Origin of the sequence: Tenacibaculum sp. FZY0031 (assembly GCF_036350695.1) — a bacterium.
Lineage (GTDB): Bacteria > Bacteroidota > Bacteroidia > Flavobacteriales > Flavobacteriaceae > Polaribacter.
In genome coordinates, this window is the sequence record NZ_JAZDVY010000007.1 from 203544 (window position 1) to 218308 (window position 14765).

Below are 14765 nucleotides of genomic sequence, written 5' to 3' on the forward strand. Positions count from 1 at the left end.
GGTACGCTAGCGTACCCTTTATAATTTTATATAGCCGTTGTTTTATTCTAACGCACCCAAGTAACGTTCAGCATCTAAAGCTGCCATACATCCTGTACCTGCTGCTGTTACAGCTTGACGATACTCTTTATCTTGCACATCACCTGCAGCAAAAACTCCTGGTAAATTAGTTTTAGTAGATTTTCCTTTCGTAATTAAATACCCCGTTTCGTCCATGTCTAAAACACCTTTAAACAATTCAGTGTTTGGCTTGTGTCCTATCGCAATAAATACTCCTGTTACAGGGACTTCAGTTTTCTCTCCTGTTTGATTGTTAACCGCACGAACTCCTTCCACTACATTTTCACCCAATACCTCATCTATTTCAGTATTGTACAACACCGTTATGTTTTCTGTTTTGTTTACACGATGTTGCATTGCTTTAGAAGCACGCATGTAATCTTTACGGACTAACATCGTTACTTTACTACAAATATTAGCTAAATAGGTTGCTTCCTCTGCAGCTGTATCCCCTGCTCCAACGACTACAACATCTTGTCCTTTGTAAAAGAATCCATCACAAGTAGCACAGGCTGATACTCCACCACCTATTAAGCGCTGTTCACTTTCTAAACCTAAATATTTAGCCGTTGCTCCTGTAGAAATAATAACAGTTTGTGCTTCAATTTCAGTTGATTCATCTACAGTTACCTTGTGAATTCCTCCTTCTTTATCAGCAAACTCCACTTTCGTAACCATTCCAAAACGCACATCTGTTCCGAAACGCTCTGCTTGATTTTTTAAATCTTCCATCATTGCTGTACCATCAGTACCTTTAGGATACCCAGGGAAATTATCTACCTCTGTTGTGGTAGTTAATTGTCCTCCCATTTGCATTCCTGTATACATAACTGGTTTCATGTCTGCTCTCGCTGCATATATTGCTGCGGTGTAACCTGCTGGACCAGACCCAATAATCAAACATTTAATTTTTTCTGCCATTATCTTGAATTTTTGAAGTTACAAATGTAATTTTTTTTTATTTCTAGTTATCGGCTTTTAAATATATTTTAACTATTGTCTTATAAAGTCAAATTATTTAATAATTATTTCATTTTTTTATTTGTCGTTTACTTTTTTTTTCTACATTTGCAGTCCCAATTATTCGGGGTGTAGCCTCTCATTTTATTCGAGATAAACTACACTACGAATTTTTACACTTTTCGGGGTGTAGCGTAGCCCGGTCATCGCGCCTGCTTTGGGAGCAGGAGGTCGCAGGTTCGAATCCTGCCACCCCGACTAAAGAGTCCTAAAAATCATCTGATTTATAGGACTTTTTTATTTTTTAAAATTACTTATTATTGCCCTACTCTTTTTCTAGTTACATTTGTATTACTTTTTTGATTCTAACCTCATGAAGACCATCCCTGTAAGACATTTAAACACTTCTCAAAAAGAACCTAACCTTTCTGGTGATTTTATGATTAAAAATCTTCAGGAACTTCTTAAAGGGAAAGATATGGTTCATGAACTTCACAGACACGATTTCTACTTCTTTTTAGCATTAAAAAAAGGCACTGGAAATCACGAAATAGATTTTGTTAATTATCATGTTACAGGTCATACTATTTTTATAATCCGACCTGGTCAAGTACACGAATTAGAATTAAAAAGTAATAGTGAAGGTTTTATGATTCAGTTTAATACTGATTTTTATTATCCTATTGATAAAGGGATGAATCTTTTATTACAAAAAGTGAGTGCTTCAAATTATTATCAATTAGAGGAAAACCTTTTTTCAAGAATTACCCCTTTATTGACCTCTATTTTTTCAGAATACAAAGAAAAAGCTGAAGCATATAAAGAAGTTATAAAATCTAATCTTCATATTCTTTTTATAGAATTACTAAGGTTAAAAAGCACCAACAACAAAGATTCTAACACTAAGGATCTATATATTCAAGAATCTCTTGAGAAATTTCTACATTTATTAGAAACAAACATTACTAGTATAAAACAAGTTTCAAAATATGCTAGTATGTTAAATCTATCTAACTATCAGTTAAACGCCATAACAAAACAGACTTTAGGTAAAACAGCATCCGAACTTATTAACGAACAAATTATACTAGAGTCTAAAAGGTACCTTTTAGCATCTTCCAACCAAATAAATCAAATAGCATATTATTTAGGCTATGAAGATGTTTCTTATTTTATACGTTTTTTTAAAAAACATACTGGCTACTCTCCAGAAGCTTTCAGAAAAAAACAAACATAAGTACCATACTACTTTACAATAATCCTATCGTAGCGACTTAGCCCCTATTTACTTTTACATCGTATAAATAAAATAAAAATACGATGAAAAAAAGCGATTTAAAGTATATAGATTTTTGGAATGAAAGATATCAAAACCTCAACTTTGCTTATGGCAAAGAACCCAACTTATTTTTTAAAGAAGAGCTTCAAAAATTAAAAACAGGAACTCTTTTGTTACCTGCTGATGGTGAAGGTAGAAATGGTGTATATGCTTCCAAATTAGGCTGGAATGTTACTGCTACCGATTTAAGTACTGAAGGAAAAAATAAAGCCTTAAAATTAGCCAAAGAGTTTGATGTTAACTTAAAGTATATTGTAGGCGATATACAAGATCTTGAATTTCCAAAAGAATCTTTTGATGTGATTGGTTTAATCTATGCACATTTTACAGCCTGGAAAATTTCTGCAATTCATCAAAAGTTAATTACACTTCTTAAACCTGGAGGGTACATCATATTCGAAGCGTTCAGTAAAAATCATTTAAAATATCAGAATAACAATCCCAAAATAGGTGGTCCAAAAGATATAGACATGCTTTTTTCTATAGAACAAATACAACAAGATTTTACTGGTTTTGAAATTCAAACTTTAGACGAAAGAGAAGTTCTTTTAAATGAGGGAAATTGCCATAATGGTAAAGGAAGTGTACTTCGTTTTATAGGCAAAAAACGCTAAGCAATGATAAAGAAATTGCTGGCTGTCGTATTTCTATTTATAGTTTTTAAGAGTAATGCCCAAAAAGCCGACCAGTTGAATTCATGGTGGTATTATTCTGGCAAGTATCAATTAACTGAAAAGTTCAATATTGAAACCTTATACTCTTGGAGCAGACATAATTTTGTCAAGGATTGGCAACAGTCAAAACTAAGGCTTGGTACAAGTTACGACCACTTAAAGAATATAAGTTTTGGTGCCGGGTATGAATGGGTAGTTCTATTTCCGTATGGAGCACATCCTGTCCCCAAGAAAAGAATAGAGCATCGTATTTATGAGTACTTTACTATAAAAAATAAAATTAAAAAAGTTTCCGTTAATTATGGAATGCTGTTAGAACAGCGTATCATGAAAGACAAAACAAGACACCGATTACGGTTAGTATTTGGTGCAAAAATACCAATCATACGATCTAAAGAAGGTGAGACAAAACTAAGTATCTCATTTTTTAATCAAGTGTTTTTAGATATCGATAAATATACAAATAATAAAAACTTTAGTCAAAACAGGGCTTATGGAGCTTTTGACATTCCTTTAAATAATGCTTTGACCTTAAGTACAGGCTATATGAATCAATACATAATTATAAAAGAAAACCGTATTGAAAACAACCATACTTTCATGGTAAAACTATCTCACAAAATTGATTTTAGAACTAAAAAGAAGTCTCTTTAGTTTACGATTCAAAAAAACCTTGGAACTACATGATTCCAAGGTTTTACAACTAACTCTACAAATCTAACATACTTGCTTTACAAGAATGTTATTCTTTTAATAAAGCTTCCTCAAAAAACCTATCTTTCAGTTTTTGATAAGCTTCCAAATTTTTGTGATAACTCTCACGTAACCTATCGTACTCTCCTAAATAGGCCATATCGCATTGTATATCGTCACACTCTGCTACGTTAGCATAGGTGTTTGAATATGATAAGACCGTTTTATAAAGCTCATTGTTTACTTTTTTTCTTTCGGAAAAAAGTTTCAATGTTTCTTTAGAAATAGTTTTATTAACTATGGAGTACTCATATAAATTTAAAAGATTTTCAATCTCCTTATTGATATACCATAATTGATCTACCCATCCTTTTAGTTCTACATGATTATATTTATGTACGACATCTATATCGCTACCGTGATTATTATGTGTCATTTTTTTGTCTTTAAATTAAGGTACTAAAACTCTCTTCCCCCTCTTTTTGAGTAACTTTTAAAATTTTAACTTCTTTCCTTCCTCCTGGTAAATCCCAGTGAACTACATCGTTTAAAGCATAACCAAATAAAGCTATACCTATTGGTGTTAAAATAGAAACCTTGTTCTGTTTCAAATCCTTTTCAGTTGGTTTTACAAGCTGAATAGTTTTTTCCCAAACATCTCCAGAAGCTATAGTTACAACAGTATTTAAGCGTATAACATCATCAAGCATTTGTTCTTCATCTAAAATTTTAGCCGATTTTAATTCTTCAGCAAACTTATCTAGTGATGTTTGTACTTTATTTTCTTCAGTATGCTCTGAAACATTTAGCAAACTCTTAATGTACACATACTCTTTTTTCTCTAAAACTAAACTTCCGTGTTTCATTTTACTTCTTTTTTATGGAAAAATACCTCGTTGAACATAAGCCTTTTCAATACGCTGTATCGCTATACAGTAAGCTGCTTTTCGCATGTCTACGCCTTCCAACTTTGCATAGTCTGAAACCCTGGTATAGGAGTCTTTTAGTTTCTTATCTAAGCGCACAATAACCTCATCCATATTCCATAACTCACCATTACGGTTTTGAAGCCATTCAAAATAACTTGTAATTACCCCTCCTGAATTACACAATATGTCTGGAATGATTGTTATTCCTTTTTCTAAGAGTATTTTTTCCCCTTCGACGTTTATAGGACCATTTGCTCCTTCAGCTATTAAATTAGCTTTAATTAAATGTGCATTCTCTTCAGTTATTTGGTTACCCAAAGCTGCTGGTATACAAATATCACATTCAGTAGCAAAGAAATCTTCTTTTTCTATTTCCATTGATTCTGGATACCCAACTAAATTTCCATTATTAGCTTTTGTATAATTAAAAAGGTCTTCTACTTTGATTCCTTTTATATTATAAATACTTCCGTAAGCATCTTGAACTCCTATCATTTTAGCCCCTTCTTGCTCTAAGAAATAAGCTGCCCAGTATCCTACGTTTCCAAACCCTTGAACTATAAAGGTTTTATTTTGTAAAGTCTCGTTTTTTTCTTCAATCCAAAACTTAATGGTTAAGAAAACTCCATAACCTGTAGCTCTATCACGTCCTTCTAACCCTCCACTTCCTATAGGCTTACCAGTTACTACGTGTTGATTCATAGAACGCTCTGCTGGTGCTTTTGTACTCATATAGGTATCAGCCATCCACGCCATTGTTTGAGCATTTGTATTAACATCTGGAGCAGGAATATCATGCTCTGGTCCGATGTTATCTCCTAATGCAAACGTAAAACGTCTAGTAATACGCTCTAATTCACCTTTTGAATATTTTGCAGGATCTATTTGAATTCCTCCTTTACCTCCACCGTATGGTAAACCTGCCAAAGATGTTTTCCATGTCATCCACATAGCCAAAGCTCTTGCTGCATCTATATCTACTGTTGGATGGTAACGTAAACCTCCTTTATATGGCCCTAATGCATTGTTGTGTTGTACACGATACCCTTGGAAAATTTCAACCTCTCCATTATCCATCTTTACAGGAAAATTAACAATAATTTCGTTATTCGTAATACTTAATATTTTACGGATATTAGGGTGTAAACCAATTTGATCAGACGCACTATTAAATTGTTCTAATACATTATCAACCATTCCTCTAGCATTTTTTCGCTTCACTGGTTTTTTTAATTCTTTGGTTAAAGTCATCTCACTTATGTTTGAATTTATTTTGCTTTCTTAAATTTCTCTTCTGTTGTATTTTCTCTATTTTCACACAACTTGCATTTCTTTTTCCATAGCGACTACCTGTACTTCTTCTTTTTTTACATCTGCCTCATTATACTCACTACACGACCATACCTTTTCTTTAGATTCAGTCAACACACATATATTTACCTCTGTGCATGATGGGCAAATATTAAAAGGGTTAGCATTCATAAATTATATCTATTTTATTCTTTCTTTTAAAGGCAAATGATATGCCGTTAAAGATGCCAGAAAGCAGAAAAACCCCCAAGCCTTTGTAAACAAAGGACTATGGAAGTTTTTATAAATTTTTATTAAAAATTAAAACGGGTAATTTCTCCCCAGGTGGAGAAAAAACACTCAGAAAAAATGTGATTATTCTTTTAGCTTTTCTCGCAAGGTTTTGCGGTCTATTTGAAGAATTTTTGCTGCTTTCGTCTTATTGTTATTAGTTGCATTTAACACATATTGAATATGACGCTTTTCCATTTCTTTTAAGGAGATTAATCTTTCCTCAGAAAAATCAACATTATATTTGAGTGCATCAGGTAAATGCTCTACTTCTACTATACGATCAGACATAATCACCGCACGCTGTATTATATTTTCTAATTCTCTAATGTTTCCAGGCCAATTATATCTTTGTAGTATTGCTAAAGCTTTAGGACTTATTTTTACAAACCTGTCTTTATACTCCACTCCATATTTAAACAGAAACTTCTCTACTAACATAGAAATATCTTCTTTTCTTTCTCTCAAAGGAGGCACCTCAATTTCAACAACTGTCAACCTATAAAACAGGTCTTCTCGAAAGGTTCCTTTTTGAATCATCTCTTTTAAATTATTGTTGGTGGCAGCAATAATTCTAACATCTATTTTCTCTGCTTTTTGAGCTCCAACCTTCACTACTTCTTTTTCTTGTAAAGCTCTTAATAACTTTGATTGTACATTTAACGAAGCATTGCCTATTTCATCTAAAAAAATAGTTCCTCCATTAGCCGCTTGAAAAAAACCATTCCTATTACTATCTGCTCCTGTAAAAGCGCCTTTTATATAACCAAACAACTCAGATTCTAATAAATTCTCAGGAATTGCTCCACAGTTTACCGCTATGTATGGACCTTTAGCAAATTTCCCTTCATAATGTATTGCACGTGCTACTAACTCTTTACCTGTTCCACTTTCTCCTTTAATAGAAACTGTAGCTTTATTATTTTTTACTCGATCTATTATTTGAAAAATTTCATTAATCTTTTCTGAAGCGCCTATCATATCTCCATAAAAGTTTTTTTTCTCTTTCTCTTGAGTCGTTTTTTTCTGGCTTATTGCTGCTTTTTTTAAAGCATCATCCAGTGCCGTTTTCAACTCTTCTTTTGTAAATGGCTTCGTTAAATATGCTACTACTCCTGACTTAATGGCTTCCAGTGAATCTTGAACTGATGGATAGCCAGTTACTATAAGTTTAGGTAGCTTTGGATAGTGTTCTGAAACAAACTTCACAAGTTCAAAACCATCCACTTCTGGCATTTTTAAATCGGTTATTAACAAATCAATTGAAGTATCTCTTAAAATTGCAACCGCTTCTTTAACTGATATCGCCTTGTAGGTATGATAATTCCAAGATTGTAAATGTCGATGCAACAATTCTAAGATATGAACGTCATCATCTACTATTAATATATTTTCTTTTTTTAATGGCATTTCTTTTATTTTGGTAACCTTACCTCAAAGATAGCACCTTTTTCAATGCCATTTTTAGCTGTTATTGTTCCTTTATGACTTGACACAATACCGTGTACAACACTCAGTCCTAACCCTGTTCCTTCTCCTGTTGGTTTCGTTGTGAAAAAGGGTTGAAATACTTTTTCAAGAGCTTCATCACTTAACCCTATCCCTTCATCAGAAATTCTTAACACCACTTCTTTACCTGTTTGAAATGTTTCAATAGTAACCAATCCATCTTTAGGTGAAAAGTAAATAGCATTAATAATAAGATTAAAAATAATTTGAGTGAGCTGAACCGTATCTGCTCGTAACCACAATTCAGATTCTTCTACTTTAACTAAGTATTTTACAGACTGTCTTCTAAAAGTAGCATCCAGTAAGTTTATAGCATCCTTTATACTTGGAATTATGTTTACTTTTTTCATTTCTTGCGGCATTTCACAAGCAAAATACATGAGTTTTTTTACTACTTCTCTTGAAAAAATAGCACTTTGAATAATTTTATCTACATCTGCCAACCCCTTTTCATTACTAGACATATCTGCTTTCAATAGTTCTGAGTAACCTAATATGTTAGCTAGAGGAGTATTTAACTCATGGGCAATTCCTGCCGTTAGTTCTCCTAAAATTGATAAGCGGTCGGCGTGTTCCATCTTACGCTTCATCGACAACTCATTGTTCTTTATTTCAATACGCTCTAAAAGCCCTCCTATTTTTATTGCCACAGTGTCAAACAGTACTTTTTCTTCTTTGAGATATAAATTTTCTTTGAGTTCTTTATCTTTTATAAAGGCTGATATTTTTCCTTTCGGAATATTAAATACTGGAATAGTACTTGAAATTATGCATAATTCTTCTGCCGTATTTGTTTCCTCTTCAGAATATTCCTCTATGTCGATAAACACTCTAGTATTTTTTGGAAACTGCAATGCTCTTTTTAAACTTTTGGCAATTGCTTTTAAAGTTACATCAACTTGATCGAGATTCGCATTTATTATTAAAGATGTTACTTCATATAAACAAGTTAACTCTTTTATACGTTCTTTTAATTCTTTTTCTGTTGTGCTTGCTGACCTCATTAAGTAGTTTTTAAACTCATTTACTTTCTGAGAATAAAAATACAAAATAACTCTCCTTCACTTACTTCATTTATAAAAACTACTACATTATATATTCTCTTTTATGCTTTAGCTATTTTATGTAAATTCGTAATTATGGAATTACTTTTTATAGGTTTGGCAGGAGGTGCCATTACATCCTATTACATTTTTAAAAAATTCACCTCAGTAAAAAGAAAAAATTTGACCGAAAAACAATCGGTAGTTTTGTTAGATAAAATTAAAAAAGTATCTAAATTAATTACTGTTGAAGGAGAGTTTGCCGAGATATATCATCATGAAAACACCAAAGAAAAATTTTTAGGACTTGTTACCAGTAAGAAAAAAGCCATTATTCTAATTAATGCTAAAGTGCATATCGGTTTTGATTTTAGAAAAATAAAAATGCATACCGACACGAAGAAAAAGGTATTGATTTTATCTGAATTCCCACAACCCGAAGTGTTTTCAATAGAACCTAATTTACGTTTCTACGATATTCAAAACGGATTACTGAACAAATTTAGTTCTGAAGATTTAACTGAAGTAAACAAAGAAGCTAAAGAACATATTCTTCAAAAAATACCTGAAAGTAACTTAATGCAAACAGCAAATAAAGAAGCTTTAGAAGCTGTTACTTTAATGCAAAATTTAGTAGAAACCATTGGATGGAAGTTGGATTATTCAGCTTTGAAAATTCCTGAATCAACCCAAAATCTAATTGAATAATCAACAATAATGAAGAAGCTTAATAAAACATGTAGGTTATTACTTATTTCTACATTTTCTTTCTTCTTATATTATTATGTAGACAACCATGATGGTTTAATATCACTTCAAGAAAAAGCTGATAAATATTACATACATGGAGGTTTTGAATTTTTTATACTCATAAATACTGTTAAATACTTTTTCTTATTACTTAGTTTTATGTCCATTATTTTTCTAGTTGTTACATCCTATAAAAATAAAAAAAATGAATATTGAAGAATTTCGCAACTATTGCATTACCAAAAAAGGAGTTACTGAACATTTTCCTTTTGATGATAATATTTTAGTTTTTAAAGTAATGAATAAAATGTTTGCATTATCGGGTTTAGATAGCTGGGAGCAACATGAACCTAAAGTTAATTTAAAATGTGAACCTGAACGTGCTTTAGAGTTACGATCGGAGTACGAAAGCATCAATCCTGGATTTCACATGAGTAAAAAACACTGGAATACAGTTACTTTAAACAATGATGTTTCTGATACTTTTGCTTTTGAATTAATTGACCATTCATACGAACTTATAGTGAATGGATTAACAAAAAAACTTCAAGAAGAATTAAAATCGTTGTAACCCAATGCTTAAATCTGACCTTAGAAAACTATACAAGCAAAAGAGAAACTCTCTTACTCAAACAGAAAAAGAAAAATTACAAGAGAGCATTTATCAACAAGTATTCGAGCTAAAAACTGGTGATATTCATACTGTACATTTGTTTTTATCCATGCGAAAGTTTAATGAAATAGACACACAGCCTATCATCAATTTTTTTAGAGATAAAGGAAAAAGAATTATTGTTAGTCGTTGTAATTTCGAAGATGATTCACTAACTCATTTCTATTTTGAAAAAGACACCAAACTGGAACTCAACAAATTTGGAGTTCCAGAACCTATAAATGCAGAAGAAGCAAATGTAAAAGACATCGATTTGGTTTTTGTTCCTATGTTAATTTCTGACGAACAAAACTATAGAGTTGGTTACGGAAAAGGCTTTTATGATCGGTTTTTATCAGAATGTAGAGAAGGCACTCAAATTATCGGACTCAACTTCTTTACTCCTATTAAAAAAATAGAAGACACTCATGAATTTGATGTTCCACTGGACTTTGTGATATACCCAAAATAAAAAAATCCTGCAAAGAGCAGGATTTTTTTATTTAATATAACTAACGACTATCCGTTCATTGAAATCAAGAACTCCTCGTTATTTAATGATCTTTTAATTCTGTCTTGAATAAACTCCATCGCTTCTATAGGGTTCATATCAGCTAAATACTTACGTAATACCCACATACGTTGTACTGTCTTTTCATCTAATAATAAATCATCACGACGTGTACTTGACTTAATTAAATCAATAGCAGGATAAATTCTACGATTGGCAATATTACGTTCTAATTGTAACTCCATGTTACCTGTTCCTTTGAATTCTTCAAAGATAACCTCGTCCATTTTCGAACCAGTTTCGGTAAGTGCAGTAGCGATAATAGTTAACGAACCACCATTTTCAATGTTACGAGCTGCTCCAAAGAAACGTTTTGGTTTATGCAATGCATTGGCATCAATACCCCCTGATAAAATCTTACCAGATGCAGGTGCTACCGTATTGTAAGCCCTTGCTAAACGCGTAATAGAGTCTAACAAAATAACGACATCATGCCCACATTCTACTAAACGCTTTGCTTTTTCTAACACGATATTGGCAACACGTACATGTTTGTCAGCTGGTTCATCAAAAGTAGAAGCAACTACTTCACCACGTACACTACGTTGCATATCGGTAACCTCTTCTGGACGTTCATCAATTAATAAAACAATTTGATATACTTCAGGGTGATTTGCGGCAATTGCTTTTGCTACATCTTTTAACAATACTGTTTTACCCGTTTTAGGTTGTGCTACTATCATACCACGTTGCCCTTTCCCTATCGGAGAAAACAAATCGATAATTCTGGTAGATAATGAACTCCCTTTTTCTGCTAAATTAAATTTTTCATCAGCAAATAATGGAGTTAAGTGCTCGAAAGAAACACGGTCACGTACTATATTTGGATTTAATCCATTAATTTTTGAAACTCTAATTAACGGGAAGTACTTCTCACCTTCTTTTGGAGGACGTACATTACCTCTAACTGTATCACCCGTTTTTAATCCAAATAATTTTATTTGAGATTGTGATACATAAATATCATCTGGTGATGATAAATAGTTATAATCAGAAGAACGCAAGAAACCATATCCATCAGGCATCATTTCTAATACACCTTCGCTTTCAATAATTCCATCAAACTCAAAGTCTGGATCACGATACTTGTTCCCACTTTTATGATGTTGTTTATTTGTGTTCTGATTTTTATTATGCTTACTCCCTCTGTTGTGATTTTTATTATGCTGTTGTTTTTGTTGTTGAGGTTGTTGCTTTTTATTATCATCAGAAGCTTGAGCTTGCTTCTTCTCTTCTGATCTTTTTGGCTTATTAACAACTTCTTTTTTTTCTGGGGCTTTTTTGGCTTCAGTTTCTTTAACAACAGTATTATCTGTCTTTTCAGCAGTAGTCGCTTTAGCTTCAGTTTTAGTTATTCTTTTCCTTTTTGGCTTCTCTGTCTTAGGTGCAGGTTTAGGTTTAGCCTCATTAGCACTTGCTTCAGCTTGCGCATCTAAAATTTTGTATACCAAGTCTAACTTTTTTAGTTGACTAATCTTGGTTAATCCTATTGATTTGGCAATAACTTGTAAATCAGCTAATTTTTTAGTTTTTAATTCCGAAATATCGAACATTCGTTAAATAATTAAGTTACTAAAATTCCTTATGTATAAAGAATTGTTTTGTATTAAGTTTTGTTTTGAGTGCTAATTATATAGGGGCTATATAATAATTTTGTGCGGTTACATACAAGGCAAATATATACAAATATTTTAACTTCTAATATTTCTTTTTAAAAAAAGAAGTATTACATTTGCTACCCGATAAAAAATTATGGTACAAAGAATACAATCTATATACTTATTAGTAGCAGGAATTATCTCTGGAGGATTGACTTTTTTAGTTAGTCTTTGGAGTAATTCTCAAACCGACATTATTTATGTTGTAGATTTATTTTCTGGAAACTCTATTTTAGAAAAAAGCATACCTGTCTTATTTTTTATTTCCGCTTTAGTAGCTCTTGTAACAATATTTTTATTTAAAAACCGCCAGTTGCAATTTGTACTAAACCGCTTAAACATTTTGATAAACCTTTTTTTATTAGGACTATTGATTTATTTATCACAAACATTATCTGGAGAAGCTTCGGTTTCTGAGAAAGGTATTGGGATGTTCTTTCCTATCATTGTTATTTTGCTGTTAGTTTTAGCAAATAGAGCCATTAAAAAGGATGAAGATCTTGTAAAATCTGTAGATAGATTACGATAAGCCTAACATCTTAGTATATTTAGTGCGAAAAAAACCGAGATTTAAATCTCGGTTTTTTATTTTTGTTTCCTAGGCTATTCAAGGCTTACAACCTTAAATGTTAAAGAAATGTTAAAAAAATCTCAGGGTTTTCCCTGAGTTGTTGATGAAACAATTAGGGATACTGTGTATTGTGTACACTCTTTTAACCTCATAAATTTGTAACTGTAATAACAACCATGAATTACAACAAGATAAAAGTTCATATAGCAGATGACCATAAAATTTTAATAGACGGAGTCATTGCTTTATTAAATACTGAAGACGACATTGAAGTTGAAGGTTTTTCTTTAACTGGCAGACAAGTAATAAACTGGTCTTCCAAAAATACAGCAGATGTATTAGTTTTAGATATAAATATGCCTGAAATGGATGGTATTGAAGTTTTAAAAACGTTTAAGAAACGTAACACAAATATTAAAACGATAATACTATCAAGTTTAAGCGACCCCAAACTAGTTCAAGAAATGATAGCACTAGGCGCTAATGGTTTTGTTGATAAAAGTCGAGCTAATGAGCAAATAATTGATGCTATAAAAGTTGTTCACAATGGCATACAATACATTAGTGAAGATATTAAAGTAAAATTATTAGACTTATACGCGTCAGATGCAAAAGACGAAGATGAACCAGAATTTTTGCACGGAGATTTAACTGAGAGGGAAATTGCTGTATTAAAGCTTATTGCTAAAGAGAAAAGCTCTAATGAAATTGCAGAAAAACTCAATGTCAGTATAAAAACAGTAGAAACATATAGAAGTAATTTATATAAAAAATTAAAAGTAAAAAATGTAGTAGGTTTAGCGATGTATGCAGTGAGAAACAAAATAGTGTAAAGACATAATCAACCCTTCAAATTTTCTTTAGTCCCCCAGATTAAGAAGAAGCCCCCCGAGTCTATACACTATGTGCATCGCTAATCGACTACTACAAACAATAAAAACCCAATAGCGATGTACGCGTTATTTAACATAGTATAGAAAACCCCTTCATTTTGTTTTCTTTTATCCCCTAAGAGATATCGTCCCCCGTCTCTTAACATCTATCCTAAGTACATCGCTATTTTTTTTTTAAAAAATCTAAATCTCAATAAACACCAATTAAGTCATGAAAAAATTTACTCCTTATTTCCTAGCTTTAAGTCTTAGTGTTATTTTCGCTTCTTGTTCTTCCAACGAAGCGGAAGTTATAGAGAATAACCCAGAAAACTTATTACAATCATACACCTTAAAAAGAGATGCTAGTGGTGCATACTCTATTGATTTTAATACAACAGATAACACAGATGTCACAACAGTTACTAATGTAGACAACTCTAAAGAAATAATTTTAGCTGAAACTCCACAAAAAACAGCTACCAAACACTCTAATGGTTTTTCTATTGAAAACGATCATTTAAAAATAGGTTTCTTAGAAACAAATAACGGAAAACGAAAGAACATATATATTGAAGACGAAAATATTACTTTCGCTAAAGGAATTACAGAATTTTTAAATTCGTATAGTATTACAGCAAATGAAGATGGCACATATCAATTAGATTTTACAGTTAATGATAATGTAAACACAGATTTCGTTTATAACGAAAACCTAGATGTGTATGAAATACATTTATCTGCTGGTGAAAGCCTGCAAAAAACATTTTCTAGACATTTTGAAATGAATTCTGATAAAATGCTTAAGTTGGATTTTGTTAATCATAAATATTCTGGAAGAACAGAAGAGGAAACAGCTGAAAGAAAACCTAGAATCATACAAGAATTAATCTAACACAATTT

General features: G+C 31.9%; 17 protein-coding genes and 1 tRNA gene. 10 read left to right on the top strand and 8 right to left on the bottom strand.

The window, feature by feature from the left end:
* Positions 1 to 42: 42 nt before the first annotated feature.
* The gene (gene trxB, locus V1T75_RS11720) at positions 43 to 981 is read right to left on the bottom strand and encodes a thioredoxin-disulfide reductase (protein ID WP_330488717.1); all 939 of its coding nucleotides are present in this window, start codon (positions 979 to 981) and stop codon (positions 43 to 45) included.
* A 222-nt stretch (positions 982 to 1203) separates the two neighbouring features.
* Between trxB and V1T75_RS11725 the strand changes: the two genes are divergently transcribed.
* From V1T75_RS11725 to V1T75_RS11740, 4 genes are all read left to right on the top strand, one after another.
* Positions 1204 to 1278, top strand: a tRNA-Pro gene (locus tag V1T75_RS11725).
* A gap of 115 nt (positions 1279 to 1393) precedes the next feature.
* Positions 1394 to 2257 carry a helix-turn-helix transcriptional regulator gene (locus V1T75_RS11730; protein ID WP_330488718.1) on the top strand — a complete coding sequence of 288 codons (864 nt, stop codon included), beginning with the start codon at positions 1394 to 1396 and terminating at the stop codon, positions 2255 to 2257.
* Positions 2258 to 2340: 83 nt separating this feature from the next.
* On the top strand, positions 2341 to 2973 hold the full coding sequence (locus tag V1T75_RS11735; RefSeq protein ID WP_330488719.1) for a class I SAM-dependent methyltransferase: 633 nt from the start codon (positions 2341 to 2343) through the stop codon (positions 2971 to 2973).
* A 3-nt stretch (positions 2974 to 2976) separates the two neighbouring features.
* Positions 2977 to 3687, top strand: a complete 711-nt coding sequence (locus V1T75_RS11740) for a DUF2490 domain-containing protein (protein WP_330488720.1) — start codon at positions 2977 to 2979, stop codon at positions 3685 to 3687.
* An 88-nt stretch (positions 3688 to 3775) separates the two neighbouring features.
* On the opposite strand, the gene V1T75_RS11745 is transcribed toward V1T75_RS11740, so the two are convergent.
* From V1T75_RS11745 to V1T75_RS11770, 6 genes are all read right to left on the bottom strand, one after another.
* Entirely contained in the window at positions 3776 to 4162 is a 387-nt protein-coding gene (locus V1T75_RS11745; RefSeq protein WP_330488721.1) for a hypothetical protein, read from the bottom strand.
* Between the two features lie 10 nt (positions 4163 to 4172).
* The gene (locus V1T75_RS11750; protein WP_330488722.1) at positions 4173 to 4592 is read right to left on the bottom strand and encodes a GreA/GreB family elongation factor; all 420 of its coding nucleotides are present in this window, start codon (positions 4590 to 4592) and stop codon (positions 4173 to 4175) included.
* A 12-nt stretch (positions 4593 to 4604) separates the two neighbouring features.
* On the bottom strand, positions 4605 to 5906 hold the full coding sequence (locus tag V1T75_RS11755) for a Glu/Leu/Phe/Val family dehydrogenase (protein ID WP_330488723.1): 1302 nt from the start codon (positions 5904 to 5906) through the stop codon (positions 4605 to 4607).
* 63 nt (positions 5907 to 5969) lie between these two features.
* Positions 5970 to 6137, bottom strand: coding sequence for a hypothetical protein (locus V1T75_RS11760; RefSeq protein WP_330488724.1), 168 nt, complete (start codon positions 6135 to 6137; stop codon positions 5970 to 5972).
* A gap of 183 nt (positions 6138 to 6320) precedes the next feature.
* Positions 6321 to 7646: a sigma-54-dependent transcriptional regulator gene (locus V1T75_RS11765; RefSeq protein ID WP_330488725.1), complete on the bottom strand. Its 1326-nt coding sequence runs from the start codon at positions 7644 to 7646 to the stop codon at positions 6321 to 6323.
* Positions 7647 to 7651: 5 nt separating this feature from the next.
* A complete protein-coding gene (locus V1T75_RS11770) occupies positions 7652 to 8749 on the bottom strand; it encodes a sensor histidine kinase (protein ID WP_330488726.1) in 1098 nt (365 codons plus the stop codon).
* A 135-nt stretch (positions 8750 to 8884) separates the two neighbouring features.
* On the opposite strand from V1T75_RS11770, the gene V1T75_RS11775 reads away from it, so the two are divergent.
* The 3 genes from V1T75_RS11775 (at position 8885) to V1T75_RS11785 (ending at position 10662) form a co-directional block, all read left to right on the top strand.
* Positions 8885 to 9496, top strand: coding sequence for a DUF4230 domain-containing protein (locus tag V1T75_RS11775; protein WP_330488727.1), 612 nt, complete (start codon positions 8885 to 8887; stop codon positions 9494 to 9496).
* 247 nt (positions 9497 to 9743) lie between these two features.
* On the top strand, positions 9744 to 10109 hold the full coding sequence (locus V1T75_RS11780; RefSeq protein WP_330488728.1) for an MmcQ/YjbR family DNA-binding protein: 366 nt from the start codon (positions 9744 to 9746) through the stop codon (positions 10107 to 10109).
* Positions 10110 to 10113: 4 nt separating this feature from the next.
* The gene (locus tag V1T75_RS11785; RefSeq protein WP_330488729.1) at positions 10114 to 10662 is read left to right on the top strand and encodes a 5-formyltetrahydrofolate cyclo-ligase; all 549 of its coding nucleotides are present in this window, start codon (positions 10114 to 10116) and stop codon (positions 10660 to 10662) included.
* Between the two features lie 47 nt (positions 10663 to 10709).
* Here V1T75_RS11785 and rho read toward each other — a convergent pair whose 3' ends face one another.
* The gene (rho, locus tag V1T75_RS11790; protein ID WP_330488730.1) at positions 10710 to 12314 is read right to left on the bottom strand and encodes a transcription termination factor Rho; all 1605 of its coding nucleotides are present in this window, start codon (positions 12312 to 12314) and stop codon (positions 10710 to 10712) included.
* Positions 12315 to 12513: 199 nt separating this feature from the next.
* Here rho and V1T75_RS11795 point away from each other — a divergent pair, with 199 nt between their 5' ends.
* From V1T75_RS11795 to V1T75_RS11805, 3 genes are all read left to right on the top strand, one after another.
* Positions 12514 to 12948 (top strand): DUF4293 domain-containing protein, encoded by a 435-nt coding sequence (locus V1T75_RS11795; RefSeq protein ID WP_330488731.1) that lies wholly within the window; start codon positions 12514 to 12516, stop codon positions 12946 to 12948.
* A gap of 218 nt (positions 12949 to 13166) precedes the next feature.
* Positions 13167 to 13823, top strand: coding sequence for a response regulator (locus V1T75_RS11800; protein ID WP_125066889.1), 657 nt, complete (start codon positions 13167 to 13169; stop codon positions 13821 to 13823).
* 271 nt (positions 13824 to 14094) lie between these two features.
* Positions 14095 to 14757: a hypothetical protein gene (locus tag V1T75_RS11805; protein ID WP_330488732.1), complete on the top strand. Its 663-nt coding sequence runs from the start codon at positions 14095 to 14097 to the stop codon at positions 14755 to 14757.
* Positions 14758 to 14765 lie beyond the last annotated feature (8 nt).

Bases quoted from the DNA above. Each gene is read 5' to 3' on its own strand.
- V1T75_RS11775 (WP_330488727.1), top strand. From the start codon at position 8,885: ATGGAATTACTTTTTATAGGTTTGGCAGGAGGTGCCATTACATCCTAT.
- V1T75_RS11745 (WP_330488721.1), bottom strand. From the start codon at position 4,162: ATGACACATAATAATCACGGTAGCGATATAGATGTCGTACATAAATAT.
- V1T75_RS11785 (WP_330488729.1), top strand. From the start codon at position 10,114: ATGCTTAAATCTGACCTTAGAAAACTATACAAGCAAAAGAGAAACTCT.
- V1T75_RS11760 (WP_330488724.1), bottom strand. From the start codon at position 6,137: ATGAATGCTAACCCTTTTAATATTTGCCCATCATGCACAGAGGTAAAT.
- V1T75_RS11795 (WP_330488731.1), top strand. From the start codon at position 12,514: ATGGTACAAAGAATACAATCTATATACTTATTAGTAGCAGGAATTATC.
- V1T75_RS11735 (WP_330488719.1), top strand. From the start codon at position 2,341: ATGAAAAAAAGCGATTTAAAGTATATAGATTTTTGGAATGAAAGATAT.
- rho (WP_330488730.1), bottom strand. From the start codon at position 12,314: ATGTTCGATATTTCGGAATTAAAAACTAAAAAATTAGCTGATTTACAA.
- V1T75_RS11805 (WP_330488732.1), top strand. From the start codon at position 14,095: ATGAAAAAATTTACTCCTTATTTCCTAGCTTTAAGTCTTAGTGTTATT.
- V1T75_RS11755 (WP_330488723.1), bottom strand. From the start codon at position 5,906: ATGACTTTAACCAAAGAATTAAAAAAACCAGTGAAGCGAAAAAATGCT.
- V1T75_RS11770 (WP_330488726.1), bottom strand. From the start codon at position 8,749: ATGAGGTCAGCAAGCACAACAGAAAAAGAATTAAAAGAACGTATAAAA.
- V1T75_RS11750 (WP_330488722.1), bottom strand. From the start codon at position 4,592: ATGAAACACGGAAGTTTAGTTTTAGAGAAAAAAGAGTATGTGTACATT.
- V1T75_RS11780 (WP_330488728.1), top strand. From the start codon at position 9,744: ATGAATATTGAAGAATTTCGCAACTATTGCATTACCAAAAAAGGAGTT.
- V1T75_RS11740 (WP_330488720.1), top strand. From the start codon at position 2,977: ATGATAAAGAAATTGCTGGCTGTCGTATTTCTATTTATAGTTTTTAAG.
- V1T75_RS11765 (WP_330488725.1), bottom strand. From the start codon at position 7,646: ATGCCATTAAAAAAAGAAAATATATTAATAGTAGATGATGACGTTCAT.
- V1T75_RS11730 (WP_330488718.1), top strand. From the start codon at position 1,394: ATGAAGACCATCCCTGTAAGACATTTAAACACTTCTCAAAAAGAACCT.
- trxB (WP_330488717.1), bottom strand. From the start codon at position 981: ATGGCAGAAAAAATTAAATGTTTGATTATTGGGTCTGGTCCAGCAGGT.
- V1T75_RS11800 (WP_125066889.1), top strand. From the start codon at position 13,167: ATGAATTACAACAAGATAAAAGTTCATATAGCAGATGACCATAAAATT.